Raw genomic sequence first — 25,820 nt, 5'->3', positions numbered from 1 at the left:
CGCACCCGCTCGCCCCTACCCCTGGCCGCCGCCGCGTCGTATCGTGAGCGCCAGGAGGTGGTCCGCCATGCAAGCGAGCGTCGGCGATCGCGTGATCATCCACGGCCGTGTCGTCGGTGCCGTGGAGCGCGCGGGTGAAGTCATCGAGGTCCGCGGCACCGGGGACAACCCGCTGCTCGTGGTCCGCTACGACGACGGGCACGAGGCGATCCTGTCGCCGGGAAGCGACTGCGAAGTCCGGCACGCGTCCTGAGGGGCGCGCCGGACCCGCTGGCTGGATCGGCGCCGTTCAGCCGAGCAGCTCGTACCGGGACGGCTCCGCGCCGAGCACGTGCTCGCCGAGGAACGCGAACACCGTCTCGTACCAGACGACGGCGTGCTGGGGCTTGAGGACCCAGTGGTTCTCGTCGGGGAAGTACAGGAAGCGATGCGGCATGCGCCCGTCCTCGTCGGCGTGGTGCTCGGCGAGCTCCGACCAGAGCCGCAGCCCCTCGCCGATCGGCACGCGGTAGTCCTTGTCGCCGTGGACGACGAGCAGCGGCGTGCGGATCTCCCGCACGAACCGGTGCGGCGAGTGCTCGATCATCGCCTCGGGCGTGAAGATGCGCTGCCAGTACTCCGAGCTGTCGGTCGTGCCCGAGAACTGGTCGAGGGCCCAGAGGCTCGCGTGGGTCACGATCGCCCGGAACCGGTCGGTGTGGCCGGCGACCCAGTTGGCCATGTAGCCGCCGAACGATCCGCCCATCGCCGCGGTGCGCGTCTCGTCGATGTCGTCGCGCGCCTCGACGGCGTCGGTGATCGACAGCAGGTCGGTGTAGGGCTTCCCGCCCCAGCTGTTCCAGCCGCGCGCGATGAAGTCCAGTCCGTAACCGGTCGACAGGGCGGGGTCGGGCAGCAGCACGGCGTACCCGCGAGCGACCGCGAGCAGAGGCGCCCACCGCCAGCTCCACGCGTTCCAGCTGTTCAGCGGACCGCCGTGGATCCACAGGAGCAGCGGCGCCGGCGCCTCGGCCGACGCGCCTTCGGGCAGCAGCAGCCAGCCGCGCACGCGCGCGCCGTCCTCGGCGGTCGTCTCGACCTCGGTGATCGAGCCCGGTGCGACCGGCGTCGTGGCAGGGGTCGCGAGCGAGGTCACCGCGCCGTCGCGTGCGATGCGTACCGGGTGCGGCGGCACGACCCACGACGAGCGGAGCGCGACGACCTCTCCCGTGCCGCGGTCGACCACGACGTTCGAATACGCGAAGTCGTCGTCGGTGAGCTTCTCGGGCGCTCCGCCGTCGACGGGGATGCGGAACACCGGTCCACGGCCGTCGTGGTCGGCGGTCGCGATGAGCGCCGTGTCGTCGGCCGCGAACGCCAGCGACGACGCCCAGTGGTCCCACTCGGCCGCGACGCGCCGTGCGCCGCTGCCGTCGATGCCGGCGAGCCAGATCTCGGAGTCCGTGGGCGCGACCGGGCTGCTCTTGACGGTGCGGAGGTACGCGATGCGCGTGCCATCGTGGCTGATCGCCGGCGCCTCGTAGTCCACGCCGACCTCGTCGAACAGCGTCGTGCGCTCACCCGTCGCCGTGTCGATCGCGACGATCACCCGGCGGCCCGCGCGCTGCTCACGGTGCTCGAGCGATACGACGAGCGTCGACCCGTCCGGCGTGAGTGCGGCTTCTGCGTGGTCGAGCGACCGCACCGGCTTCGGCGTGAGATCGCGCGGGCGCGGGAGGGTGGAGGGGTACGGCTTCTCGGACGTGGATGCCACGGCCTCGGCGTCCGTGCCGGGGGTCGAGGCATCCGCTTCCGACGCGTCCGCTGCCGCCGTGTCGGCCACCGCCGCGGCGATGGTGTCTTCGAGGGCGTCGATGTCGATCGCGAGCAGGTGCGGCTCGGCGGGACCGAGGTCGTGGTCCCAGTAGCGCACAGGGTAGGTGTCGTGGAGGATCGCCGACACCTTCTTCTCCTTGCGCTTGGCGCGCAGCGCTGCCTCGGCCTCGAGCGTGTCGGCGCCCGGCAGCAGGGAGGCCGAGATCACGAGCCGAGCGGAGGCATCGGCGGTCGCGGCGATGCCGTCGACCCCGCCCGCCAGTCGCGTCACGGGGCGGGCTTCACCACCGGTGGCGGGCAGCAGCCACAGTTGGCCCGACTCGTCGTCGGCGTCGCCGTCGGCATCGGGGCGGGCCGAGACGAACAGGATGTCGCCGGCGGCGGTGAACGCGGCGCCGGCCTCGCCCTTCGCCGACCGCGTCAGCCGTCGGGGCGTGCCGCCGCCCGTCGCCGGTACCGCCCACAGCGACCGGTCGTAGCCGGTGCCGTCCTTCTTCAGCGCCGCGACGGTGAGCACGGCGGTCTTCCCGTCGGGCGAGAGGGCGAGCGCCTCCACCCGCGGGAGGGCGATGTAGTCGGTCAGCGAATCGAAGGGGGTGGAGTTCGTGGGGGACGCCATGCGATCCACGCTAACCGACGCTCCACGGACCGCGGAATGTCGATCCGTCAGCTCCCCCACTGCGTGAGCTTGTCGGGGTTGCGCATGATGTAGACGTCGGTGACCCGCCCGTCGCGCACCTCCAGCGTCACCAGCGCGCTGGGCTCGTCGTCGATCGTCGCGAGGAAGCCGAGCCCGTCGGGAGTCTCGATCGCGACGAGCACCGCGTCGGGCTCCAGTCGCGGCAGACCGAGGAGGAACCTCCCCACGCGGTCGGCGCCGCGCACCGGACGCAGTGCGGCCGAAACGCGTCCGCCGCCGTCGGAGCGCAGCACGACGCCGGGGTCGAGCACCGCGACGAGGGCGTCGAGCTCGCCGGTCGTGGTCGCCGCCGCGAAGGCGCGGGCGACCGCGTCGTGCTGCTCCCGCGAGGCGGCGCCGGTGCGGCGTTCTTGCACGCGCCGCCGCGCCTGTGACGCGAGCTGGCGCACGGCATCCGGACTCCGCCCCACCGTCTCGGCGATCTCGGCGAACGGCACGCCGAAGACGTCGTGCAGCACGAAGGCGACGCGCTCGGCGGGGGTGAGCGACTCGAGCAGCACGAGCAGGGCCATCGAGACGGAGTCGTCGAGCGTGACCTGCTCGATCGGATCGAGAGGGACGGATGCTGCGAGCGGCGAGTCCTGCGGCACGGGCTCCGGCAGCCATTCCCCCACGTAGCGCTCGCGCCGGGCGCGCGCCGAGCCCAGCATGTCGAGGCACACGCGTCCGGCGACCCGCGTCAGCCAGGCGGCCGGGTTGCGGATCGCGGCCCGCTCCTCGTCCGACAGGCGGAACCAGCGGACGTACGTCTCCTGCACCGCGTCCTCGGCGTCGGCCACGGTGCCGAGCATGCGGTAGCAGAGGCCGAGCAGGGCGCGGCGTTCGCTCTCGACCTCGTCGGTGGGAGGCATCCGTGATCCCTTCTCGATGTTCCGACGATGCGCGCCGGGAGATTGCGAGCCGTTTCCCTCACATTCTGGCGTGCCGCGTCGTCGGACTGTCGAAGATCCCCGATCGGGGACGAGAGGAGTGATGTCATGAGGATCGCGGTCGCCGGAGGCACGGGTGTCGTCGGAAGCCATGTGGTGGAGGCGGTGCGGGCGGACGGGCACGACGCGGTCGTGCTCAGTCGCGGCACCGGCGTCGATCTGACCACCGGCGCGGGTCTCGACGCCGCGCTGGACGGCGTCGATGCGGTCATCGACACCGCGAACGTGTCGACGCTGTCGGCGGATGCCGCGACGCGGTTCTTCCAGACCGCGACCGGCAATCTCGTCGCGGCGGCCGCGCAGGCACGCGTTCCGCACGTGGTGCTGCTGTCGATCGTGGGCATCGACCGGATGCCCTACGACTACTACGCCGGCAAGCTCGCACAGGAGCGCGTGGTCGAGGCGGCATCCGTGCCGTGGACGATCCTGCGCGCGACGCAGTTCCACGAGTTCGCCGCGCAGCTGTTCGACCGTGCGAAGGTCGGGCCGCTGCACGTCGCGCCGAGGGCGCGCGTGCAGCCCGTCGCCGCCCGCGAGGTCGGCGCCTACCTCGCCCGACTCGCCGCCGGCGCACCCCAGGGGCGTGCCGCGGACCTCGCGGGTCCCCACGAGGAGCGGCTCGACGACATGGTCAAGGCGTATGCACGGCGCACCGGCCACGGCGGCTGGATCCCCTCGGTGAGCCTGCCGGGTGCGCAGATGAAGGGCATGCGGGCGGGCCTCGCGCTCCCCGGCGACGGCGCGGTGCTCGGCGTCCAGCCGTTCGCGGAGTGGCTCACCGAACTCGGCTGAGCCCATCGGTATCTGAGCGGCGCCAGCGCGCCTCCCTGCGATCGAGGCGGTGCGCTCGTCGGGCCGCCTCGTGAGCGGCTCGGGTGCGAACTCTCCCCCGAGCGGGCCCGAGCCGCTCGTATCGTGCGGCGGGGCCGCGGGTCTACGCTGGGCGGGGGTCGGGGTCACACGCACCAGGAGGATTCGTGAGACTCGCCATCGCCGGCGGCACCGGCATGACGGGCGGGCACATCGGGGAGATCGCGCGCGGGCGCGGCCACGATGTCGTGAGCCTGTCGCGCCGCACGGGGGTCGAGCTTTTGAGCGGCGCGGGTCTCGCCGGCGCCCTGGACGGGGTCGACGCTCTGATCGACGTGACCAACGTGGCGACGGCGAAGCCCGACGTCTCGGTGATGTTCTTCGCCGGCGCCACGAAGAGCCTGCTCGCGGCCGAGCGGAGGGCCGGCGTCGCGCACCACCTGGTGCTCACGATCGTCGGTGCCGAGGCCGCGCCCGACGGCTACTACGCCGGCAAGCTGGTCCAGGAGCGGCTGGTCGCGGATGCCGGCGTGCCGTGGACGGTGCTGCGCACGACGCAGTTCCACGAATACGCGGCGATGACGTACCACCGCGGCCACGCCGGCACGCACGTGGCCCCCTCCGGCCGTGTGCAGCCGGTCGCCGTGCACGAGGTCGCGGAGCACCTCGTCGACCTCGCCGAGCAGGGTCCCGCCGGGCGCGCCACCGACCTCGCCGGACCCCAGGAGGAGAGCCTCGCCGACATGGTGCACCGCTACGCCCACGCGATCGGCCACCGCACGCCGGTTCCCGTCGTGAACACCCCCGGCGCCTTCGGCCGCGCGCTCCGATCGGGAGCGCTCCTCCCCGGCCCCGAGGCGCTGCGCGGCACCCAGACCTTCGCCGAATGGCTCGACGCCCTCCCCGACGCGTGAGAGGGGAACGGATGCTGCGACCCGGCGCATTGCGCGGGGCCGCAGCATCCGTTCCGTCACATCTCTTCGTGGGTGTTCGGGTCGCCGTCCCACAGGCGACCGCGCTCGAGCGCGCTGATCGCGGCGAGCTGGTCGTCGGTGAGGGTGAAGCCGAAGACGTCGGCGTTCTCCCGCTGCCGGTCGGCGTCGGCCGACTTGGGGATCGGCGTGCTGCCGATCTGCGTGTGCCAGCGAAGGACGACCTGCGTCGGCGTCACGTCGTGGACCGTCGCCAGCTCGGTGAGGATCTGCTCCGTGAGCAGCTCGCTGCGCTTGGCGAGCGGGCTCCAGCTCTCGGTGCGGATGCCGTGCGTCGCGTGGAACGCGCGGAGCTGCGCCTGCGGAAAGTACGGGTGCAGCTCGACCTGGTTCACCGACGGCACGACGCCCGTCACCTCGATGAGCTCGGTGAGCTGGTCCTCGGTGAAGTTGGAGACGCCGATCGAACGGACGAGACCGAGCTCGCGCGCCTCGATCAGACCGCGCCACGTGTCGACGTACTTGCCGACGCTGGGGTTCGGCCAGTGGATCAGCTGCAGGTCGATGCGGTCGAGGCCCAGCCGATCGAGCGAGCCCCTGATGCTGTCGACCGCCTCCGGCAGGCCGTGGTGGCGACCGGGGATCTTCGACGCGACGAGCACCGTGCCGCGGTCGACGTCGCTGCGGCGGACGGCCTCGCCGACCTCGCGTTCGTTCTCGTAGTTGACCGCGGTGTCGAGCAGGCGGTAGCCGGAGTCGATCGCGGCGACGATGGCCGCGATCCCCTCCTCGCCCCGCAGGTCGTAGGTGCCCAGGCCCAGCTCGGGGAACCAGGCGCCGTCGTTCAAGGTCACGGTGGGGATCGCGCTCATGGCTCCATCCTGGCCCTGCGGCGCCGCGCGCGGCGCGGACGGCGGGCGGCGGCTCACGAACTCACCGGCACCGATCCGGGCGCGGCGCCGACGAGAGCCTCCGCCGCGCGGGCGGTGCGGGCGGCGAAACGCGTCGTGTCGGCGCCGCGCGCGAGGGACTGCGCGTTCAGTCCGTCGATCATCCCGATGAGCTCCCACGCCACCTCGCCGGGCTCGGTCGTCGAGAACGCGCCGGTGCGGCATCCGTCCTCGATGATCGACTCGACGAGCGTCTGCCAGCGCTCCATCTGCGCCGCCACGGCGCGCGCGAGGGCGTCGTTGCGGCGCGCCATCGCCCAGCCCTCGACCCACACCACGGTGAGCTCCTCGCGCTCGCCGTCCATGAGGGTGTCGATCAGCGCCCCGAGCCGCGCGGCCGGATCGGCGACCGCGCCGACGACCTGCTCGACGTCTCGCACCTCCTCGTCGACGAGGTCGGCGTAGACGCGGGCCACGAGGTCGTCCATCGTCGGCTGGTAGTGGGCGACGAGGCCCGAGGCGACGCCGGCCCGCTCGGCGACGGCGCGCAGCGTGAGGGCGCTCAGTCCCTGCTCCCGCGCGATGGCGGCTGCGGCCGCGATGATCTCGGCGGCGCGCTCCGCAGGAGCCTTGCGGGTGCGCGGCCGGGACGATGTGCTTGACATGGTCTCGCCAGCATAGGTATCTTTCCTATTGATCGCTAGATCAATTACTTCGCGAGGCGTATCGACCGCCACCGCGATTACGCCGAACGAAGGGGCGACGATGGCCTGGAGGATGCCGCACGAGGGCGATCCGCACGAGCGCACGTGGATGGCGTTCCCGAACGAGGGGCCGACGCTCGGCGACGACCCCGCCGAGCAGGAGCGCTTCTACGCGGCCTGGAGCGCGGTGGCGAACGCCGTCGCCGGCTTCGAGCCGGTCATGATGCTCGTCGATCCGTCGAAGGCCGAGCGCGCCCGGCGCATGCTCGACTCCGGCATCGACATCGTCGAGACCCCGGTCGACGAGTTCTGGTTCCGCGACCACGGCCCGACGTTCGTCGTGGACGACGAGCGTCCCGGCGCGCTCGGCGCCGTCGACTGGATCTTCAACGGCTGGGGCGCGCCGGAATGGGCCTCGTGGGAGAAGGCGGCGCAGCACGCCCGCTTCACCGCGGACCTCGTCGGCGCCGAGGTCGTGAGCTCGCTGCTCGTCAACGAGGGCGGCGGCATCCACGTCGACGGCGAAGGCACAGTGCTCGTCACCGAGACGGTACAACTCGACCCGCGCCGCAACCGCTTCGCAGACCGGGCACGCGTCGAGGCGGAGCTTGCCCGCACGATCGGCGCGACGAAGGTCGTGTGGCTCCCCCGCGGCCTGACCCGCGACTACGACGAGTTCGGCACGAACGGCCATGTCGACATCGTGGCCACGATCCCCACGCCCGGTCGCGTGCTGCTGCACGCGCAGCAGAACTCCGAACATCCCGACTTCGAGGTGTCGCGGGACCTCCGCGCCTTCCTTTCGGAGCAGACGGATGCCGCGGGCCGAACCTTCGAGATCATCGACCTGCCCGCCCCTGAGACGCTCCGCGACCACGAGGGGTTCGTCGACTACAGCTACGTGAACCACCTGGTCGTGAACGGCGGGATCATCGCGTGCGGCTTCGGCGAGGAGCGCGCCGACGCGCAGGCGCGCGAGGTCCTCGAGGCCGCCTACCCGGGCCGCCGTGCGGTCACGGTCGACGCCCGCCAGATCTTCGCGGGCGGCGGCGGCATCCACTGCATCACGCAGCAGCAGCCGGCGGTGGCCCGATGAGCAGCCGTTACCCCGTGGTCGAGAAGACGATCGCCGAGCTCCGCGAGGCCCTCGAGTCCGGCGGCGTGACGAGCGTCGAGCTCGTGGACGCGTTCCTGGCCCGGATCGACGCGTACGACGCGCCCGGCACGGCGACCGCCCTCACTGCGGTGGTCGTGCGCAATCCCGACGCGCGGGCCGAGGCCGAGGCATCCGATCTCCGTCGCGCCGAAGGGCGCGCGCTCGGGCCGCTCGACGGCATCCCCTACACCGCCAAGGACTCGTTCATGGCCAAGGGCCTCACCGTCGCGGCGGGCTCCCCCGCGTTCGCCGACCTCGTCGCGCAGCGCGACGCGTTCTCGATCGAGCGGCTGCGCGCGGCCGGAGCCGTGCTCATCGGGCTCACCAACATGCCCCCGATGGCGAACGGCGGCATGCAGCGCGGCGTCTACGGCCGCGCCGAGAGCCCCTACAACGCCGAGTACCTGACCTCGGCGTTCGGGTCGGGGTCGTCCAACGGCTCGGGCACGGCCACCGCGGCGAGCTTCGCGGCGTTCGGCCTCGGCGAGGAGACCTGGTCGAGCGGCCGCGCCCCGGCCTCGAACAACGCGCTCTGCGCCTACACCCCGTCGCGCGGCGTCATCTCGGTGCGTGGCAACTGGCCGCTCGTGCCCACGATGGACGTCGTCGTACCCCACACCCGCACGATGGCCGACCTGCTCGAGATCCTCGACGTGATGGTCGCCGACGACCCCGAGACCCGCGGCGATTTCTGGCGCGCGCAGCCCTGGATCGCGATCCCGGATGCCTCGGCCCTGCGCCCGGCGTCGTACCCGGCGCTCGCGTCGGGCGATGCCGACGCCGCCGCCGCGACCCTCGCGGGGCGCCGGTTCGGCGTGCCGCGCATGTACATCAACGCCGATCCGGAGGCCGGAACCGACCCCGACGGCGGGATCGGCGGGCCGACCGGCACCCGCATCGAGACCCGGCCCTCGGTGCTCGCGCTGTGGGAGAAGGCCCGGCTCGACCTGGAGGCGGCGGGCGCCGAGGTCGTGGAGGTCGACTTCCCGGCCGTCACGAACTACGAGGGCGACCGCCCGGGCGCCCCGACGATCAAGACGCGCGGGCTCGTGACCGAGGAGTTCCTCCAGCGCGAGATCGTCGATCTGTCGGCGTGGGCGTGGGACGACTTCCTGCGGGCGAACGGCGATCCGGCGCTCGACCGGCTCGACGACGTCGACGGCGCGACGATCTTCCCGCACCCCGACGGCGCGCTGCCCGACCGGTACACCGGCTTCGACGACGACATCGCGACCTATCCGGCCCAGGTGCGCGAGCACCCGTACCGCTCCTTCGCCGACATCCCCGAGATCGCCGACGGCGTCCGCGGCCTCGAAGAGACCCGGCGCATCGACCTCGAGGACTGGATGTCGATCCTCGGCCTCGACGCCGTGCTCTTCCCCGCGGTCGCCGACGTCGGCCCGGCCGACATGGACGTCAACGAGGCATCCGCCGATCTCGGCTGGCGCAACGGCGTGTGGGTCGCCAACGGCAACCTCGCGATCCGCCACCTCGGCATCCCGACGGTCACCGTGCCGATGGGGACGATGGACGACATCGGGATGCCGGTGGGCCTGACGATCGCCGGGCGCGCGTACAGCGACGCCGACCTGCTCGCCTGGGCCGCGGCGTTCGAGGCCCTGCGGCCGCGCCGCACTGCTCCCCCGCGGACGCCCGAGCTCGCTGCCTGACAGCGAGAAGCCACAGACGCGTCGAGAGACCGCGCCTGGTGCGATCTTCTTGCGAACATGGGGTTTCTCGCCCCGGCGGGTCTGACACAGGAGAACGATGAAGCTTCGCACAGCTCTCTCGAGGGAGACGGATGCTGTGGCCCGCGGCCGCGAACTCGGCACGGCATTCGCGCCGCAGTACGCGCAGACGGCTGCCCTCTACGTCGCGCACTTCTCCGAGCTCGGCATCGGGGCGCGCGACGTCAGGACGATCGCGGAGCGCAGTCGCACGGCGCTGGAAGCGTGGGCGCCCGATCTCGCCGCCGAATCCGACGCGATCGCGGATGCAGCGGGGATCGAGCGGTGGCGGCTCGCGGCGGTCGGTGCGCGCACCGAGATCCTCGCGGTGGCGCCGCCCCGGGTCGGCGAGTGCTCCACCGCCGTGCGTGTGGGCGCCGGAGTCGCGGCCGAGTCCCTCCAGACCTGGGACTGGCACGACTTCCTCGTGCCAGAGGCACTCCTGGTCGAGTTCCGTGCGACGAGCGGACTGGACGTCAAGTTGTTCACCGAGTTCGGGACCCCCGGCAAGATCGGTGTGAACAGTGCCGGCGTCGGACTGCACTTCAACATCCTGTCGCACGAGTCCGACTCGGCTGCAGGCGGCGTTCCCGTCCACGCGGTCGCGCGCCGCGTGCTCGACGAGGCACGGTCGGTCGACGACGCGCACCGCATCGCGGCGAGCGCCGCGGTCAGCGCATCCACGGTGCTGACGGTGTTCGACTCGAACGGGTCCGAGTCCCGCGCGATGGCCCTCGAGCTTTCGCCTGCGGGGATGGGCGTCGTCGAGCCGGGGCCCGACGGCTGGCTCTTCCACACCAATCACTTCCTGGACCCGATGCTGTCGGAGGGCGACACGATGTCGGATGAGACGACTGCGGTCCGCCTGGCGCACCTCGACGGCGTGCGGGCCGAGCTCACAGGCCTCGAACCGACCGCGCGGGCGCTCGCGGCGTGCGGCGGACACGGCGCCGCCGCCGAGATCTGCATGACGCCCGACCCGACCCTGCCCCGCCTCGATCAGTGGGCGACCCTGCTCACGGTCGCTGTCGACACCGAGGGCTTCGCACTGGAGGTGTTCCCCGGCCGTCCCGACGAGGCGGCCGCCGCGGGCCTCGCCCGCTTCTGACCCGCAGCGTCAGCGCAGCCCCGAGCGCAGGTCTTCTCCGGCCTCGCCGATCGCGCCGGCCGCCGATGTGGCCGGGGTTGGAGCATCCGTCCCGTCCTCGTCGGTGTGGAGCGACGGCGGAGCTGCGGCGTACGCGTCGGACAGCTCGCGGTAGGGCTTCGAGACAAAGGCGAGCAGCACGACCAGCAGGAGCACCAGGCTCGCACCGACGAACGCGAGGGCGATGCCGCGGGCCTCACCCTCGCCGAGCAGCCAGCCCCACGACTGCTGGCCCTCGGGAGAATTCATGTACGGGATGAGCCAGAACTGCGCGATGGGTCCGATGAGGAAGGCCGAGACCGGTGCCGCCGCGGACTCCACACTCGCGGCGAATCCGAAGACGCGTCCCTGCTTCTCGAAGGGCACGACGCGCTGCACGATCGTCTGCTCGGAGGCCTCGGCGATCGGCATGAGAGCCATGAAGATCAGGATGCCGAGGCCGTACAGCCACCACCACTCGCGGATCGCGAAGGTCATGCCGAGCAGCGCGATGCCGATGTTGACGAGCAGCATCGTGCGCACCGGGTTCTTGCCCAGGCCGAACTTCGCCACGAGCGCGCCGCCGATGATGAACCCGAAGCTCGTCACTCCGAGGACGATCCCCCACATCTCGACCGAGAAGAGCGTGAGTCCGTACGGGTCCATGAGGGCCATGAAGACCCCGCCGACGAGGTTGTTGAACGTGGAGAAGAGGATGAGGGCGAGCAGCCCCGGCACGACCATGACCGCCGGGATCACGCCCTTGAAGCCGAACCCCTTCGGCGCCTCCCCTTCGACGTGGGCGACGCCGCGCTCGGGGATCGGGACGAAGATCAGGTGGATCAGCGCCACGCCGGTGGCGGCGATCGCGATGGCGACCGTCCAGCCCATGCCGAGCAGCCCGATCGACAGACCCGAGAACACGCTCGTCACCATGAAGGCGATGCCCTGCACCGCGCCGACGAGACCGTTGGCCTTGTCGCGCCGGTCCCCCGGCACGAGCAGGGTCACCGTCGTCGACAACGCGATGTTCCGCAGGTTCTCGACGACCCCGCCCACGAGGATCACCCCGGCGAACGCCCAGAACCACGGACCGGTCCAGTCGAGCAGCGCACTCTCGGGGAACGCCAGGAACATCGCCCCGGCGACGACGTACGCCGACACCGTCACGATGCTCGAGAGCAGCATGACCGACTTCTTCTTCATGCGGTCGACGATCACGCCGAACACGACGCCGAAGACCGCGACGAGCAGCATGTACGAGCCGCCGATGACTGCCGTCGCGAGCACCGACTTCGTCTCGAGATAGACCCAGAACGTCAGCGCGAACCAGAGGTAGCTCGAGGTCACGTTGGCGAGCGCGGTGTTGACGAGCACCTGGTAGAACGCGCGGAGCGTGCGCCCATCGGGATGGTGCTGGACGGGATCTTCGGATGCTGCGGGCCCGGCAGGGCTCGGCTGGCTCATGACGATTCCTTCGGCGTGTTCGCGGAACAAGCGGTGAGGGCGAGGGTCTATGGTGAATGTGGACACTGTTCACATTCAGTGTTCACAACGTACACACCCGGCCGGGAGGACGCAATGACTTCGCCCCTGCGTGCCTATCATCACGGCGACCTCCGACACGCGCTCATCGGCGAGGGCCTGCAGCTCGCGCGCACCGGCGGCCCGGCCGCAGTCACGCTGCGCGAGGCGACTCGCGCCGTCGGGGTCTCGCCCAACGCCGCCTACCGGCATTTCGCGGATCGCGACGCCCTGGTGCGCGCCGTCGCGCGCGAAGCGCAGCTGGCCCTGGCCGCCGCGATCACGTCGCGCGTCGAGGCCACGCCGGCCGGCCTCTCGCCCGCGGCGGCCGCGACAGAGCGGCTGCGCCGCGTCGGCCTCGCGTACATCGACTTCGCGCGCACCGAGCGCGGCTGGTTCGAGACCGCGTTCTTCACCCAGGACACCCACGCGAACGACGGCATCGTGACCCTGGACGACGAGATCGTCGCCCCGTTCCGGCTCCTGATGGACACGCTCGACGCCATGGTGGAGGCCGGTGCACTGCCGGCCGACCGTCGCCCCTACGCCGAATGGGCGTGCTGGTCGGCGGTGCACGGGTTCGCCGACATCGCCGTGCACGGCCCGGTGCGGTGGCAGCCGGCATCCGTCATCGATGCCCTCGCGGCGTCCGTCGTCGAGGCGGCCATCACGGGAGTCCGGGGCACGACCGACGCCCCGGCCGCGGACTGACCCGCGCCTCTTGCCGTCGCCCCGCGATCCGGCCAGACTCGCACCGACGGAGGGGGATGGAGATGGCAGGTTCAGGGACCGCTGAGGACCCGTGGCAGCTCACCACGGCGCCGGGGACCAGCGAATACACGATGTACCGCGACGAGGCGGCGGACCCGCCCGCACTCGTCTGCCAGGTGGGCTCGACGACGCTGAAGTACCACCTGAGCGCGATCGACGACCTCGCGGCGTGGCTGCGCGAGCAGGGCGACTGGGTGCCGCTCGGCGCCGCCGATGAGCAGAAGCCGGCGGCCGACGGCACGGTCGAGGCGTGGGGCCGTGACGAGGGCAACCCGGTCGGCGGCTGGTACGGACTCCGGAAGGGATACCGCGGACGGTTCGGGATGTACCTCCCGCCGCTGCTCGAAGAGCTCGGGCTCGCCGAGCTGACGCACGACAAGCGCAACAACAGCGTCCGCGCCGTGTGACCCGCATCGACACGAGCGGCACGGCGGACGCGGGGGCTTCTAGACTTTCGCCCATGCCGCCCTCGCCGGAAGCGACCACGTTCGCGCGCCCGTCGCTGGTGGGGCGCGGGTTGTCGTGGATCGCCGACTACGTCTACGCCGGTCGCCGGCAGCTCGCCGTGCTCTCGTTCCCGTGGGCGATCGGGCGACCGCGCCCCGCTCCGCCGTCGTGGCGCCGCGGCGACCCTGCGCTCCCCGAGGTCTATCTCATCCCGGGCGTGTACGAGCACTGGACGTTCCTGCGCCCGCTCGGCGACGCGCTCGCCGACGCGGGCCACCGTGTCACGGTCGTCCACGGCCTGGGCGTGAACCGCCGGACCATCTCGTCGACCGCCGACCGCCTCGGCGAGCTGCTCGCCCGCACGGCGGCCCCCGACGCCGGGCGCGTGCTCGTGGCCCACAGCAAGGGCGGACTCATCGGCAAGCACCTGCTCGTCTCGTCCGGCGCCGCCGCGCGCGCCGCCGCGGAGGCAGCCGCGGGCCGCGACGCCGCCGAGGGTGCTGCGGCCGCGCCGGACGGCGGGCGCCCCATCGGCCTTCTCGGACTCGTCGCCGTGGCGACGCCGTTCGGCGGCTCGCGCCTCGCCCGCCTCTTCGTCGTCCCGAGCATCCGCGCCTTCAGACCCAAGGACGAGACCATCCTCACCCTCGGCCGCGAGACCTCGGTCAACGGCCGCATCGTGTCGGTGTTCGGGCCGTGGGACCCCCACATCCCCGAGGGGAGCGCCCTGGACGGCGCGACGAACATCGCGGTGCCGACGTCCGGTCATTTCCGGGTGCTCGGAGCGCGGTCGACCGAACGCGCCGTGCTCGACGGCATCGCCGTGCTCACCGGGACAGAACCGGCGGCCTCCTAGCCCCGGTCACACCGGGGGACGGTGCGGCCACCAGGCCGGCAGCAGCGCGAGGTATACGCGGAGGAAGTCCTCGACCCGCGGGGACGGATGCCGCAGCCACCCGTCGATGATCCCCACCGTGCCGTCCGCGAGGAAGCGGGCCGCGGCGGCCTGGACGGTCGTGGTGCTCACGCCGTCGACGTCCACCGGGATCCGGACGCGACCGCGCTCCAGGAGCGTCTCGGTGGTGCCGCGGAAGTGGCGGCCGAGCATCGCGTGCAGCGCTCCCCCGCCGTCGGCGAGTTCGCGGCGGTAGATGTCGACGTGCCGCAGGATGTGGTGCAGCACCCCCTCGGTGACGGTCGCGACGGCGGTCGCGGCATCCGCCCGGTCCTTCATGAGGTCGCTGCGCAGCACGTCGAGCTCCGCGGTGAGCGCGGCCTCGACGAGCCCCTGCGGCGATTCGGCGTGCTCGTAGAAGGTCGAGCGGTGCACGCCGGCCGCGTCGGCGATCTGGGTCACCGTCAGGCTCGAGATCGGCTGATCCGCCGCGAGCGCGAGCACCGCGGCGTACAGGCGGTCGCGACTGCGCTGCTTGCGGGGATCCATCGCGCCTCCGGGAATCTTTTCGACAGGTGTAGGTTAACTCACACATACCCGACAGATGTCGGAGAAGTGATCGGCGCCACGCGATGACGCCACCAACGGAGGTAATCATGGCTACGTACGATGTCGCGGAGCGTTCCGCGATCGTCACCGGCGCAGGATCCGGCATCGGCCGGGCGGTCGCCCTCACCCTCGCCGCCAACGGCGCAGCAGTCCTCGTCGCGGACGTGCGACAGGAGGCCGCGGACGCGGTCGTCGCCGAGATCACCGGCGCGGGCGGCGCGGCCGCCGCGTTCGTCGGCGACGTGTCGGACCCCGCGGTCGGGCAGGCGGCCGTCGAGGCCGCGGAGGCCCTCGCTCCCCTGCGGATCGCGGTCAACAACGCCGGCATCGGCGGCGCGGCGGCACCGGTCGGCGAGTACCCGATCGACTCTTGGCAGAAGGTCATCGAGATCAACCTGAACGCCGTGTTCTACGGCACGCGCGCGCAGGCGCCCGCGATCGCGAAGAACGGCGGCGGCTCGATCGTCAACATCTCCTCGGTGCTCGGCTCGGTCGGCATCCCCATGTCGTCGGCGTACGTCGCGTCCAAGCACGGCGTCGTCGGCCTCACCAAGAACGCCGCGCTCGAGTACGGCACGCAGGGCGTGCGCGTGAACGCGGTCGGCCCCGGATTCATCCACACGCCGCTCGTCGACGCGAACCTCGACGCCGACGCGCAGACGGCGCTCGCCGCGAAGCACGCGCTGGGCCGCCTCGGCGACCCGCAGGAGGTCGCGAACCTCGTGGCCTTCCTCGCGTCGGACGCCGCCACGTTCGTCAGCGGCAGCTACCACCTCGTCGACGGCGGATACGCCGCGCAGTAGCATCCGTCGCTCCGGAACCGGCGGCCCGCGTGCACCCGAAGCACGCGGGCCGCCTCCCATTCCGCGCGATGTCTACAGCTGCGGCGGGGTCCAGACGAGAGTGTGTCCGGTCGCGGTGAACATCTCGTTACCGGCGAGCTTGCCGGTCGTGGTCGACTCGAGCACGAAGCCTATCGCCTCGTAGAAGTCGCGCGCCGCGTTTCCGTCGAGCACCTCGAGCTCGACCCGTCCGCCGGAGCGCGCGACGAAATGCTCGACGAGCGCCCGGCCGATGCCACGGCGGTACTGGCCGGGGTCGACGTAGATCCAGGTGATCTCGCCACCGTCGGGGCCGACGCTGCCGGCGATGAAGCCCGTGACCGCGCCGTCGGTCTCGGCGACCCAGACCTCGTCGTCGAAGAGGCCCTCGTTCTCGTACGTGGCGGCGAGGTCGAGATAGGCATCGAGGAGACCGGCGCCGCGGAGCTCGTCGAGCCGCGCGGCGTCGTGGATGCGCTGGATGTCGTCCCAGTCGGCGCTTTCGTAGGGACGGATGCTGACGGTCACGGTGTCTCCTGAGGCACCGAGGCGGTGCCGCGCCACGCGGCGAGCACCTCGACATGACGCAACAGGAATGCGCGCTCGTCGAGCCGCTTGCGCCGCAGCCACCCGGTCACCTCGTCGTTGCACTTGCTCGCGTTGCACGACCGGCACGCGGGAACGACGTTCTCGAACGTATAGCGGCCGCCGCGTGAGATGGGAAGCACGCAGTCCTTCTGGAATGGACCCGCCGTCACGCCGCAGTAGGCGCACGCTCCCCACGCCTCGACCAGGGCCTCCCACTCGTCGAGCGTCAGGTCGTTGTCGGCTGCGGCCACCCGGCGGGCACGGCGTCGCGCTGCGCGCGCACGCCTGGTCTGACTCACCGCCATGCCCGAAGGCTATCGACTCCGTCAGGCGACGGTGTCGGGCACGCCGTCGAGGAGCTTCTCGATCGTGGTGATCACGCCGTGGTCGAGGTTCGACGGGGCGCGGAAGCGCGCCCGCGCCGCGACATCCGGGTGCGCGTTGGCCATCGCGAACGACAGGGACGCGGCATCCATCATCTCGAGGTCGTTGAGGTAGTCACCGAACACCGCCGTCTGCGCGGGCGTGATGCCGGTCGCCGCCTGCAGTCGCCCGAGCGCGACGCCCTTGTTGACGCCCTGGTTCATCACATCGATCCAGTGCTCGCCCGACACCACCACCTGGTGGGTGGCCCGGAGGTCGTCGAGCGCGGGGGCGGTGGCCGCGGCATCCGCGAAGTCGAAGATCGCGACCTTGAGGATCTGGTCGTCGACCGCGAGCAGGTCCGGCACCGCCTCGAGGCGGGCGTAGTACTTCTCGGCCTCGGGGAGGAAGGCGTCGTCGGCGCGCTCGATGTAGGCGGACCGTTTGCCGCACACGACGACGCCGAGGTCGCGCCCCTTCGCAGCGAGCGCACGCAGGCGCGTGACGAGCGACACCGTGAACGCGGCGTCCATCGCGTCAGAGCTGATCTCGGTGTCGCCCTCGACGACGTACGCGCCGTTCTCGGCGATGAACACCATGTGGTCGAGGTGCTCGGCGAACGCGCGCTGGAGAGTCGCGAGCTGCCGCCCACTCGCCGGCGCGAAGCGGATGCCGTCCGCGTGCAGGCGGTCCAAGAGCGGCCAGAGCGCCTCGGGGATGCGGCCGTGGCCGTCGAGCAGGGTGCCGTCCATGTCGACGGCGATCAGGCGAAGGTCGGGCGAGGGGAAGGGCATGGTGCCTCCAGCCTACGGTCGGCTCCCTGAACGACGGCGGGACGCCTGCCTCACAACAGCGGCGGGGCGTCGGTGAGTAACGCGTAACCAACGCGCGCACCCGCGCGGGTACCTTGGGGTGCGTGACAGCTCCCATCGATGCCACCACCACGTCCGCCTGGGCCGAGCTCAGCTCGATCCGCGACTCGTTCGCCCCCGATCTGCGCGACTGGTTCGCCATCGATCCGCGTCGCGCCGAGCGCCTGAGCTTCGAGCTCGCCGACCTCCACGTCGACCTGTCGAAGAACCTCGTGACGGACGAGATCCTCGCGGCCCTCGTGCGCCTCGCCGAAGAGACCGGCGTCGCCGAGCGCTACGCCGCGATGCTCGCCGGCGAGCACATCAACACCACCGAGGACCGCGCGGTGCTCCACACGGCGCTCCGCCGCCCCGCCGGCGCCGAGCCCGCGCTCGTGGTGGACGGCCAGGACGTCGACGCCGACGTGCAGTCGGTGCTCACCGCGATGACCGCCTTCGCCGACCGCGTGCGCTCCGGCGAGTGGAAGGGTGTGACCGGCAAGAAGGTCACGCACATCGTCAACATCGGCATCGGCGGCTCCGACCTGGGCCCGGTGATGATCTCGGCCGCGCTCGAGCCCTACGCCACCGCCGGCATCCAGGCCCGCTTCGTGTCGAACATCGACCCGTTCGACCTCGCGAACAAGACGAAGGACCTCGACCCCGAGACCACGCTCTTCATCGTCGCGTCGAAGACCTTCACCACCCTCGAGACGCTGACCAACGCGCGCCTCGCGCGCGACTGGCTCTGGGCGGGTCTCGCGGCGTCCGGCTCGATCGACGCTTCGGACGAGGCGAAGACGGATGCCGTCGCCCACCACTTCGTCGCCGTCTCGACCGCTCTCGACAAGGTCGCCGCGTTCGGCATCGACACCGACAACGCGTTCGGCTTCTGGGACTGGGTCGGCGGCCGCTACTCCGTGGACTCGGCCATCGGCCTCTCGCTCATGATCGAGCTCGGCCCCGACGTGTTCCGCGAGCTGCTGGCCGGCTTCCACGCGGTCGACGAGCACGTCGCGAACACGCCGCTCGAGCGCAATGTGCCGGTGCTGATGGGGCTCCTCAACGTCTGGTACTCGAACTTCCTCGGCGCCCAGTCGCACGCGGTGCTCCCCTACGCCCAGCAGCTCTCCCGCTTCGCCGCGTACCTGCAGCAGCTGACCATGGAGTCCAACGGCAAGTCCGTCCGCTGGGACGGGAGTCCGGTGACGACCGACACCGGCGAGGTGTTCTGGGGCGAGCCCGGCACCAACGGCCAGCACGCGTTCTACCAGCTGATCCACCAGGGCACGCGCCTCATCCCCGCGGACTTCATCGCCTTCGCGAACCCCGCGTACCCGCTCGAGGACGGCGGTCGCGACGTGCACGGCCTGTTCCTGTCGAACTTCCTCGCGCAGACGAAGGCCCTCGCCTTCGGCAAGACCGCCGAAGAGGTCGAGGCCGAGGGCACGACCGGCGCCCTGGTCGCCGCTCGCACGTTCGCGGGCAACAAGCCGACGACGTCGATCTTCGCGCCGGCGCTCACGCCCGCCGTGCTCGGCCAGCTGGTCGCGCTGTACGAGCACATCACCTTCACGCAGGGCGTGATCTGGGGCGTCAACTCGTTCGACCAGTGGGGCGTCGAGCTCGGCAAGCAGCTGGCGCTGCAGATCGCGCCGGCCATCGAGGGCGACGAGGCGGCGATCGCTGCTCAGGATGCCTCGACCCGCGCGCTCCTCGCGTACTACACCGCGCACCGCAAGTAGGCCGCACGACGGAGGGGGTGGATGCCGGGCCTCCGGCATCCACCCCCTTCGTCGTTCGCGTCAGCCCGCGGCGGGCTTGGGGTCGACCGTGATGAGCGAGCCTCCCACGGCGATATCGCCTTCGAGCACCGGCGACACCTCCCCGAAGTCGTCGGCGTTGAGCACGATGACGGGCGTGATGAGCGGGTAGCCGGCCTGCTGGATCACCGCGCGATCGAACGTCACCAGCGGCGTGCCGAGCTCGACACGGTCGCCGTTCTTCACCTTCACGTCGAAGCCTTCGCCCTTCAGGTTGACGGTGTCGATGCCGACGTGGATGAGCAGCTCCACACCGCCGTCGAGCACGATGCCGAACGCGTGCCCGGTCGGCTGTGCGGCCGCGATCACGCCCGCGCCGGGTGAGAACACCGTGTCACCGACCGGTTCGATGGCCGCGCCCGGGCCCATGACCCCGCCCGCGAACACCGGGTCGGGCACCTCCGACAGCGGAACGACCTTGCCCGCCAGCGGCGACAGCACTTCGATCGACGCCTTCTCGAGCACGGCGGTGGCAACCGGGACGGCGGCCGTTGCCGGGGCCGCCTCCGACGCGTCGATGGCACGGGGCTCGCTCGCCTCGACCGCAGCCGGGGTGACGTGCTCGGCGGCCGCGGCCGCCTCGGCCGCGTCACGCGTCGCCTCGAACTCGGCCTGCTGCTCGGGCGTGCGGAAGTTCGACCAGATCACCAGGAACATCGACGTGAAGAACGCGAGACCGATCGCGATCGCGTACAGCCCGATCGGGTTGAACGCCGGAATCGTCAGCAGCGAGGTGAACACGAACGCCTGCGTGGTGACCCCGTCGGGAAGCCCCATGATGAGGCTGCCGATGCCGATCGTGAGACCGCCGACGAAGCAGCCCACCAGCATGCGGGGGTAGATCCGCTTGAACCGCAGATGGATGCCGTACAGCGACGGCTCCGAGATGCCGCCGAGCAGGCCTGCGGCGAGCGCGCCGGTCGCCGTCTGGCGCATCTGCGTGTCGCGGTGGCGGAGCGACAGCACGAGCACGCCGGCGGTCGCTCCGAAGCACGCGAAGTTCCACGCGCCCATCGGGCCCTGGATGAAGTCGTACCCGAGGGTCTGGATGTTCAGGAGCATGACGGCGTTGATCGGCCAGTGCAGGCCCAGCGGCACCATGAAGGGGTACGCGAGCGGGATCACGATCGCGAAGATGAACGGCGAGAAGTTGTTGATCGCCGCGAGCCCCTGCGCGAGAGCGGCGCCCGCGTAGACGCCGATCGGGCCGATGATGAACGCGGTCAGCGGGATCATGACGAGCATGGCGAAGAACGGCACGAAGATGAGCTGCAGGTTCGCGGGGATGAGCTTGCGCAACAGCTTGTACAGCGGGCCGAGAGCACCCGCCATCAGCAGCGGCGGGAACACCTGCGAGCTGTAGTCGAAGATCGTGAGCGGGAACCCGAAGATCGGCACGATCGTCACATCGACGCCGAAGACCACGGTGGGCTCGACCCCGTCGCCGAGCGCGAGGAAGCCCGGCAGCATCAGCACGGCCATGATGCCGAAGCCCACCCACGGGTCTGCGCCGACCTTCTTCGTCGCGTTGTACGCCACCATCAGGGGCAGGAACACGAAGATGCACTGCCACATCAGGTTGACGAACGCCCACGACGGTTCGAGCGTGACACCCGGAGCATTCCAGTCCGGGATGGCGCCCACGGTGGCCAGCAGCGCCATGAACGTGATGAAGAACGACGCTCCGAGGAGAGCGCCGAGAAGCGGCCGGAACGAGTCCGACAGGAACTCGAAGAAGGAGTCGATCCACGCGACCTTGCCGCGCACGCCCTTAGCGCGCTCGCGCGCCTTGATGGAATCGAGATCGTCGGGATCGGATGCTGCGCCCCCGCCGCCGTCCTTCATCTCGGGCAGCGCCATGATGTCGTTGTAGACGTTCTGGACGCCGCCGCCGATGACGACCTGGAACCGCTCGCCGGCCTGCGGCACGGCGCCCATGACTCCGGGGATCGCCTCGACGGCCTTGGCGTCGACGCCGGACGCGTCGTGGAGCTGGAATCTCAGCCGGGTGGCGCAGTGCGTCAGGCTCTCGATGTTGCCGGCGCCGCCGACGGCCTTGACGATGTCTGCTGCGGACGATGTAGCCATGGATCTCTCCTTCGCGAGGTGTCGTGCGCGCACCGACGACGCACCGCACCACGCCGTGCCCCGTCGAGCGCAACGCTAGCGCCCGCCCGATGGCGCGGGAAACACCCACACGCCAGGACTTTCGTTACGGAGTCATCCCCCCAGACGGCCGGCGAGACGGGTCGACGTCATGTACGCGATGGCCTCGATCGAGATCATCGGGTTGACGCCGGAGGCCGTGGGGAAGGTGGAGGCGTCCGCGACGACGAGGTTGGGCACCTCCCACGTGGCACCGTCGGGGTCGACCGCGCTCGTGGCCGCAGAGCCGCCCATGCGCGCGGATCCCATGATGTGCAGCGCCGCCATGGAGCACCGCCCCGGCCCGTACCCGGCCGCGGCGCAGCGCGCAATGAAGGCGTCGAGCGGCTCGCCGCCGGCGCGGGTCCATTCGATGCCCGCCTGATGCCCCGAGAACATGCGCAGCCCACCGGCCGCTTCGAGGATGCGGGACGCGCCCGCCACCCCCGCGTGCACGCGTGCGGCGTCGCGGTCCGACAGGAGGTAGTGCATGGTCGGCTCGCCGGACTTGTCGACGCGCACCTCGCCCGCGTCCTGGTCACGTGTGATGACGCCGACGCTCGAGTAGTGCGCGAGGCGCTTCATCACCTCGAGGTGGGACTGAGCGCCGCGCCACGACTGGAACGCCACCGAAGGCCCGGGTTGGCGGCCGCGGTCTCGTACACGGCGCCGTAGCCGGAGCCGTCGAGGTCGGCGTGCTGGGCGGAGTAGCGCGCCTGCATGGCACCTTCCCACGGACGCACCTCTTCGTCGAACTCCGCCCACACCGCCGTCGCGGGGTGCAGGCGCAGGTGCTTGCCGATGTTCGGGTTCGTCAGTCCTGAGCGACGCAGGAGCGCCGGCGTCTGGACCGCTCCGCCGGCGACCACGACCGCGCGAGCGCGGACCGTGACGGAGTGCCCGGTCGCGGTGCGGCCCGTCACCCCGGTCGCCCGACCAGCCGCGGTCTCGACCTTTCGCACGTCGACGCCCGTGTAGAGCCGCGCGCCGGAGCCCTCGGCATCCGTCAGCCATGTCTTCGTGACCGACTGCTTCGCGCCGATGCGGCACCCGTAGCCGCAACGGCCGCACTCGAGACTGGTGTCGCAGCCGACGACGTTGCGCTCGAGCGCGCCGACATGCCAGCCGAGGCTCGTGAGTCCGCGCTCCATGATGCGGTCGCGCGCCGACGGCGCACTGTACGCGCCGTTCACGCCGAGCCGCGCCCACACGGCGTCGAGGGCGGCGTCGAACTCGGGCGTCGTGAACTGCGGCACCCCGTTTGCGGCCCATTCCTCGCGCACGTGATGGGGTGTGCGGAACGAGGTCGAGAAGTTCACGACGGTGCCGCCGCCGAGGCATTGCGCCGACAGGATGCTGAGCTGGCCCTCGGCCGTGGCGGAGGGTCCTGGCGCGTACAGGCGGGCGAGTCCGCCGAGCTCGCTGCCGTCGAAGTCCCGATCGTCGTAGTAGGCGCCCTTCTCGAGAACGATCACCTCGAGCCCCCGCGCGGCGAGCACCGCGGCGGCCGTCCCGCCGCCCGCACCCGAGCCGACGACGACCACGTCGCAGTCGAGCGAGAGATCGGACTCCGGCGTCTGCGGGTGCAGCGGCGGCGTCGCCGCATCGGTGCGTGGGCCAGGAGGACCCGGATAGCCCATCGACGCCCACAGGGGTGAGGCGCCGTCGGCTCCGGGGGCGACGTAGTACGACAGCATCGCCGCGGACTTCAGGTTCTGGAACAGTACGCGCTTGAGGGGCACGCGCGAGTCCGACAGCGCGATGAGCGCGGCCTCGCGCTTCGCAGCCGGGAGCGTCGAGAAGCGGCGAGGGCCGATGCCCAGGAGCACGCCGCCGAGCGGCGTGTCCCACAGCGACAGCACGCGGGCGAGGAGCTCCGCCTCCTCCCTCCGCGGGTTCGCCTCGAGCATGCCCTCGGCGATCGGTACCGCGCCCAGCCGGGTGGCCGAGGGGATGCCGTTGCCGTCGCCGGGAGCGAAGGTGTCGAAGATGGACTCGAATGTCGCCCGCTGCGCTGCGGTCAACGTCATGGGTGCCTCCTGGTGCGCCGTTGCTGCGGCCAGCATGCACCATCCGTCGGGCTTCCGACAAGCGCTAAGTGAACCGCAATTCACTGCTGTCGATCGCCCGCGAAGGCCCTCCGACGCACCCACGTGAGAAGATTCTCATTCTCCGATCAGGCCTTTCCCGGAAAAGCGCTCTCACGTTCCGTCCAGGAAAACACCGGGAACCGTCCAGACACGATGAGGCAGACTCGGGGACTTGTGCGTCCGACCCGAAGGCGCACGGGCGCCGATACCCGCGGCGCGAAACCCGAAGGATCGTACGTTCGTCATGCATTCAGACCAGTCACCCACGCCTGCCCGCCGTTCACGCCGCCGCTTCTTCGTGCCCGCCGTCGCCACCGGAGCCGCCCTGGGCGTGCTCCTCACGACGGGCCTCACGCTCGCTTCTCCGGCACTCGCCGCAGCCGCCCCACTGGCCGCCTCGGCCATCGCCTCGGCCGCCGCACCCGAAGCGACCGCCGACTCCTTCCGCGACATCCGCGTCGATGCGCAGGGCACCCTGCTCTCGGCCCGCGTCGCGCTGAGCGACGCCGCCTCGGTCACCGCCGACATCACCGCCGCGGGGCTCGACCTGGGCATCGGCGACACCTCCGTCGACACCGCCGGCCTCGAGCAGGCGGCCGACCGCCTCGCGAAGGTCGACCTCGTTCCCATGCTCCTGGTTCCGGGACTCACCGCCGACGCGAGCGCCGTCACCGAGACGGTGAAGACACGTGTGGCAGAGCTGCGCGAACACCTCGCCGCCGCCAAGGAGAAGAAGGCCGCGGAAGAGGCGGCCGCGGCCGCCGCAGCCGCAGCCGCCGAGGCGCAGCGCCAGGCCGAAGCGGCCGCCGCCGCGCTCGCCGCCGCGAACACTCCCGAGGGCGCCAAGGCGATCGCGCGCCAGATGGCCGCCTCGCAGTACGGCTGGGGCGACGGGCAGTTCTCGTGCCTCGAGTCGCTCTGGAACAAGGAATCGGGCTGGAACTACCAGGCCTACAACGCCGGCAGCGGCGCGACGGGCATCCCGCAGTCGCTCCCCGGCAACAAGATGGCGAGCGCCGGCGCCGACTGGCAGACCAACGCCGCGACCCAGATCGCGTGGGGCCTCGGCTACATCGCCGGCTCGTACGGCACGCCGTGCGCCGCGTGGGGCCACTCGCAGGCCACCGACTGGTACTGATCAGTCAGCTTCGACCTGATACGGATGCCGCACCCCGGCCGCAGTCGCGGGGTGCGGCATCCGTGCTCTACGCGTGTGTGTGCGCGCCGGGTCCGTACAGCTCCGCGACCTTCTTCGACGTGAACCAGCCGTCGTAGGCGTCGGTCTTCGGCCAGCCCTCCGGCGAGTCCTGCCATTCCTCCTGGCGGCCGTACGGGAGCACGTCGATGAGCGGGAACGTGTGGCTCAGCTGCTCGGTGCCCCGGCCGTTCGTGTGCCAGGTGCGGTAGACGGTGTCGCCGTCGCGGAGGAAGACATTCACCGCGAAACCGCCGCCGGCGGGCGCGTCGACGTCGGCGCCGAACGGGCTCCCGGCGCTGGAGTACCAGTCCATGCGGTTGCCCGTGCGCTCCTTGTACTCGAGCGCCTCGTCGATCGGACCTTGCGTCACGATGACGAACCGGGCGTCGTACGCGTCGAGGAAGTCGAGCCGGGTGAACTGCGAGGTGTACCCGGTGCAGCCCGGGCAGTGCCACTGCTTCCCCTCGAACCACATGTGGTTGTAGACGATGAGCTGCGATCTGCCCTCGAAGACGTCGGCGAGGCGCACCGGACCGTACTCGCCCATCAGCGTGTAGTCGGGCATCTCCACCATCGGCAGCCTGCGGCGCTGCGCCGCGATGGCGTCGAGTTCTCGCGTCGCCGCCTTCTCGCGCACGCGGAGCTCATCGAGCTCACGTCGCCATTCCTCGGCATCGACGACGGGCGGAAGGGCGTTCTGGGTCGAGCTCTGCATCGGAACCTCCGAGTGTGCGAGTGCGTATGTTGACACTGTACACATCTGGATGCAGCGGTCAAGAGGGCGTCAGATCCGCCTCGCCTGCTCGCAGCTTCCACCCCCGGGGGGCCTCTCAGGAAACCGATCACGAAAACATAACAGCGAACTCTTGTCAGCGTTATCTGGCCGTTATAGAGTGCTTGCACGGT

The 25,820-nt window shown here is 71.2% G+C and carries 25 protein-coding genes; 12 read left to right on the top strand and 13 right to left on the bottom strand.

The features are described from left to right. The first annotated feature begins 67 nt into the window (after window positions 1–67). Complete coding sequence (locus ACFC1K_RS06185; RefSeq protein ID WP_045297722.1) at window positions 68–253, top strand: DUF1918 domain-containing protein; 186 nt, start codon at window positions 68–70, stop codon at window positions 251–253. 36 nt (window positions 254–289) lie between these two features. Here ACFC1K_RS06185 and ACFC1K_RS06180 read toward each other — a convergent pair whose 3' ends face one another. Continuing rightward, on the bottom strand, window positions 290–2,434 hold the full coding sequence (locus ACFC1K_RS06180) for a S9 family peptidase (protein WP_375870892.1): 2,145 nt from the start codon (window positions 2,432–2,434) through the stop codon (window positions 290–292). A 47-nt stretch (window positions 2,435–2,481) separates the two neighbouring features. Beyond that, complete coding sequence (gene sigJ, locus ACFC1K_RS06175; RefSeq protein ID WP_310285422.1) at window positions 2,482–3,366, bottom strand: RNA polymerase sigma factor SigJ; 885 nt, start codon at window positions 3,364–3,366, stop codon at window positions 2,482–2,484. Window positions 3,367–3,492: 126 nt separating this feature from the next. Here sigJ and ACFC1K_RS06170 point away from each other — a divergent pair, with 126 nt between their 5' ends. Both ACFC1K_RS06170 and ACFC1K_RS06165 read left to right on the top strand, forming a co-directional pair. Next, a complete protein-coding gene (locus ACFC1K_RS06170; protein WP_375870891.1) occupies window positions 3,493–4,236 on the top strand; it encodes an SDR family oxidoreductase in 744 nt (247 codons plus the stop codon). Window positions 4,237–4,421: 185 nt separating this feature from the next. Next, complete coding sequence (locus ACFC1K_RS06165; RefSeq protein WP_375870890.1) at window positions 4,422–5,168, top strand: SDR family oxidoreductase; 747 nt, start codon at window positions 4,422–4,424, stop codon at window positions 5,166–5,168. 56 nt (window positions 5,169–5,224) lie between these two features. Here ACFC1K_RS06165 and ACFC1K_RS06160 read toward each other — a convergent pair whose 3' ends face one another. Beyond that, window positions 5,225–6,058, bottom strand: a complete 834-nt coding sequence (locus ACFC1K_RS06160; protein ID WP_375870889.1) for an aldo/keto reductase — start codon at window positions 6,056–6,058, stop codon at window positions 5,225–5,227. A gap of 53 nt (window positions 6,059–6,111) precedes the next feature. Next, a complete protein-coding gene (locus ACFC1K_RS06155; RefSeq protein ID WP_375870888.1) occupies window positions 6,112–6,741 on the bottom strand; it encodes a TetR/AcrR family transcriptional regulator in 630 nt (209 codons plus the stop codon). A 100-nt stretch (window positions 6,742–6,841) separates the two neighbouring features. Here ACFC1K_RS06155 and ACFC1K_RS06150 point away from each other — a divergent pair, with 100 nt between their 5' ends. The 3 genes from ACFC1K_RS06150 (at window position 6,842) to ACFC1K_RS06140 (ending at window position 10,771) form a co-directional block, all read left to right on the top strand. Further along, the gene (locus ACFC1K_RS06150) at window positions 6,842–7,876 is read left to right on the top strand and encodes an agmatine/peptidylarginine deiminase (RefSeq protein ID WP_375870887.1); all 1,035 of its coding nucleotides are present in this window, start codon (window positions 6,842–6,844) and stop codon (window positions 7,874–7,876) included. After that, window positions 7,873–9,606, top strand: a complete 1,734-nt coding sequence (locus ACFC1K_RS06145) for an amidase (protein ID WP_375870886.1) — start codon at window positions 7,873–7,875, stop codon at window positions 9,604–9,606. Before ACFC1K_RS06150 ends, ACFC1K_RS06145 begins: the two co-directional genes overlap by 4 nt. 97 nt (window positions 9,607–9,703) lie before the next feature. Next, complete coding sequence (locus ACFC1K_RS06140) at window positions 9,704–10,771, top strand: C45 family autoproteolytic acyltransferase/hydolase (RefSeq protein ID WP_375870885.1); 1,068 nt, start codon at window positions 9,704–9,706, stop codon at window positions 10,769–10,771. Window positions 10,772–10,780: 9 nt separating this feature from the next. Here the strand turns inward: ACFC1K_RS06140 and ACFC1K_RS06135 are convergent, their stop codons facing one another. Then, on the bottom strand, window positions 10,781–12,256 hold the full coding sequence (locus tag ACFC1K_RS06135) for an MFS transporter (protein ID WP_375870884.1): 1,476 nt from the start codon (window positions 12,254–12,256) through the stop codon (window positions 10,781–10,783). A gap of 114 nt (window positions 12,257–12,370) precedes the next feature. On the opposite strand from ACFC1K_RS06135, the gene ACFC1K_RS06130 reads away from it, so the two are divergent. The 3 genes from ACFC1K_RS06130 to ACFC1K_RS06120 all read left to right on the top strand — a co-directional run bounded on the left by ACFC1K_RS06130 (window position 12,371) and on the right by ACFC1K_RS06120 (window position 14,387). Beyond that, window positions 12,371–13,024, top strand: a complete 654-nt coding sequence (locus ACFC1K_RS06130; protein ID WP_375870883.1) for a TetR/AcrR family transcriptional regulator — start codon at window positions 12,371–12,373, stop codon at window positions 13,022–13,024. 62 nt (window positions 13,025–13,086) lie between these two features. After that, a complete protein-coding gene (locus ACFC1K_RS06125; RefSeq protein ID WP_375870882.1) occupies window positions 13,087–13,491 on the top strand; it encodes a DUF6855 family protein in 405 nt (134 codons plus the stop codon). Window positions 13,492–13,544: 53 nt separating this feature from the next. Then, on the top strand, window positions 13,545–14,387 hold the full coding sequence (locus tag ACFC1K_RS06120) for an esterase/lipase family protein (RefSeq protein WP_375870881.1): 843 nt from the start codon (window positions 13,545–13,547) through the stop codon (window positions 14,385–14,387). Between the two features lie 6 nt (window positions 14,388–14,393). Here ACFC1K_RS06120 and ACFC1K_RS06115 read toward each other — a convergent pair whose 3' ends face one another. After that, a complete protein-coding gene (locus ACFC1K_RS06115) occupies window positions 14,394–14,975 on the bottom strand; it encodes a TetR/AcrR family transcriptional regulator (protein WP_375870880.1) in 582 nt (193 codons plus the stop codon). Window positions 14,976–15,082: 107 nt separating this feature from the next. Here ACFC1K_RS06115 and ACFC1K_RS06110 point away from each other — a divergent pair, with 107 nt between their 5' ends. Continuing rightward, complete coding sequence (locus ACFC1K_RS06110) at window positions 15,083–15,838, top strand: SDR family NAD(P)-dependent oxidoreductase (RefSeq protein ID WP_375870879.1); 756 nt, start codon at window positions 15,083–15,085, stop codon at window positions 15,836–15,838. 72 nt (window positions 15,839–15,910) lie between these two features. Here the strand turns inward: ACFC1K_RS06110 and ACFC1K_RS06105 are convergent, their stop codons facing one another. From ACFC1K_RS06105 to ACFC1K_RS06095, 3 genes are read right to left on the bottom strand one after another with little or no spacing between them, the layout of a single operon-like run. Next, the gene (locus ACFC1K_RS06105) at window positions 15,911–16,384 is read right to left on the bottom strand and encodes a GNAT family N-acetyltransferase (RefSeq protein WP_375870878.1); all 474 of its coding nucleotides are present in this window, start codon (window positions 16,382–16,384) and stop codon (window positions 15,911–15,913) included. Next, window positions 16,381–16,749 (bottom strand): HNH endonuclease, encoded by a 369-nt coding sequence (locus ACFC1K_RS06100; protein ID WP_310285445.1) that lies wholly within the window; start codon window positions 16,747–16,749, stop codon window positions 16,381–16,383. Before ACFC1K_RS06100 ends, ACFC1K_RS06105 begins: the two co-directional genes overlap by 4 nt. A gap of 21 nt (window positions 16,750–16,770) precedes the next feature. Further along, on the bottom strand, window positions 16,771–17,601 hold the full coding sequence (locus ACFC1K_RS06095) for a Cof-type HAD-IIB family hydrolase (protein WP_310285447.1): 831 nt from the start codon (window positions 17,599–17,601) through the stop codon (window positions 16,771–16,773). 122 nt (window positions 17,602–17,723) lie between these two features. On the opposite strand from ACFC1K_RS06095, the gene pgi reads away from it, so the two are divergent. Then, window positions 17,724–19,403 (top strand): glucose-6-phosphate isomerase, encoded by a 1,680-nt coding sequence (gene pgi / locus ACFC1K_RS06090; protein ID WP_375870877.1) that lies wholly within the window; start codon window positions 17,724–17,726, stop codon window positions 19,401–19,403. Window positions 19,404–19,463: 60 nt separating this feature from the next. On the opposite strand, the gene ACFC1K_RS06085 is transcribed toward pgi, so the two are convergent. From ACFC1K_RS06085 to ACFC1K_RS06075, 3 genes are all read right to left on the bottom strand, one after another. Continuing rightward, window positions 19,464–21,569, bottom strand: a complete 2,106-nt coding sequence (locus ACFC1K_RS06085; RefSeq protein WP_375870876.1) for a glucose PTS transporter subunit IIA — start codon at window positions 21,567–21,569, stop codon at window positions 19,464–19,466. Window positions 21,570–21,701: 132 nt separating this feature from the next. Then, window positions 21,702–22,211, bottom strand: a complete 510-nt coding sequence (locus tag ACFC1K_RS06080; protein ID WP_375870875.1) for a GMC family oxidoreductase — start codon at window positions 22,209–22,211, stop codon at window positions 21,702–21,704. Further along, the gene (locus tag ACFC1K_RS06075; RefSeq protein ID WP_375870874.1) at window positions 22,211–23,656 is read right to left on the bottom strand and encodes a GMC family oxidoreductase N-terminal domain-containing protein; all 1,446 of its coding nucleotides are present in this window, start codon (window positions 23,654–23,656) and stop codon (window positions 22,211–22,213) included. Before ACFC1K_RS06075 ends, ACFC1K_RS06080 begins: the two co-directional genes overlap by 1 nt. A 304-nt stretch (window positions 23,657–23,960) precedes the next feature. Between ACFC1K_RS06075 and ACFC1K_RS06070 the strand changes: the two genes are divergently transcribed. Then, window positions 23,961–24,854, top strand: a complete 894-nt coding sequence (locus ACFC1K_RS06070) for a phospholipase (RefSeq protein ID WP_375870873.1) — start codon at window positions 23,961–23,963, stop codon at window positions 24,852–24,854. A 67-nt stretch (window positions 24,855–24,921) separates the two neighbouring features. On the opposite strand, the gene ACFC1K_RS06065 is transcribed toward ACFC1K_RS06070, so the two are convergent. Beyond that, window positions 24,922–25,629: a DUF899 domain-containing protein gene (locus tag ACFC1K_RS06065; protein WP_375870872.1), complete on the bottom strand. Its 708-nt coding sequence runs from the start codon at window positions 25,627–25,629 to the stop codon at window positions 24,922–24,924. Window positions 25,630–25,820 lie beyond the last annotated feature (191 nt).

It is taken from the genome of Microbacterium sp. NPDC056057 (assembly GCF_042266945.1).
In the GTDB taxonomy this organism is placed as follows: Bacteria; Actinomycetota; Actinomycetes; order Actinomycetales; family Microbacteriaceae; genus Microbacterium; species Microbacterium trichothecenolyticum_C.
This window is presented reverse-complemented; position numbering and strand designations above follow the sequence as displayed.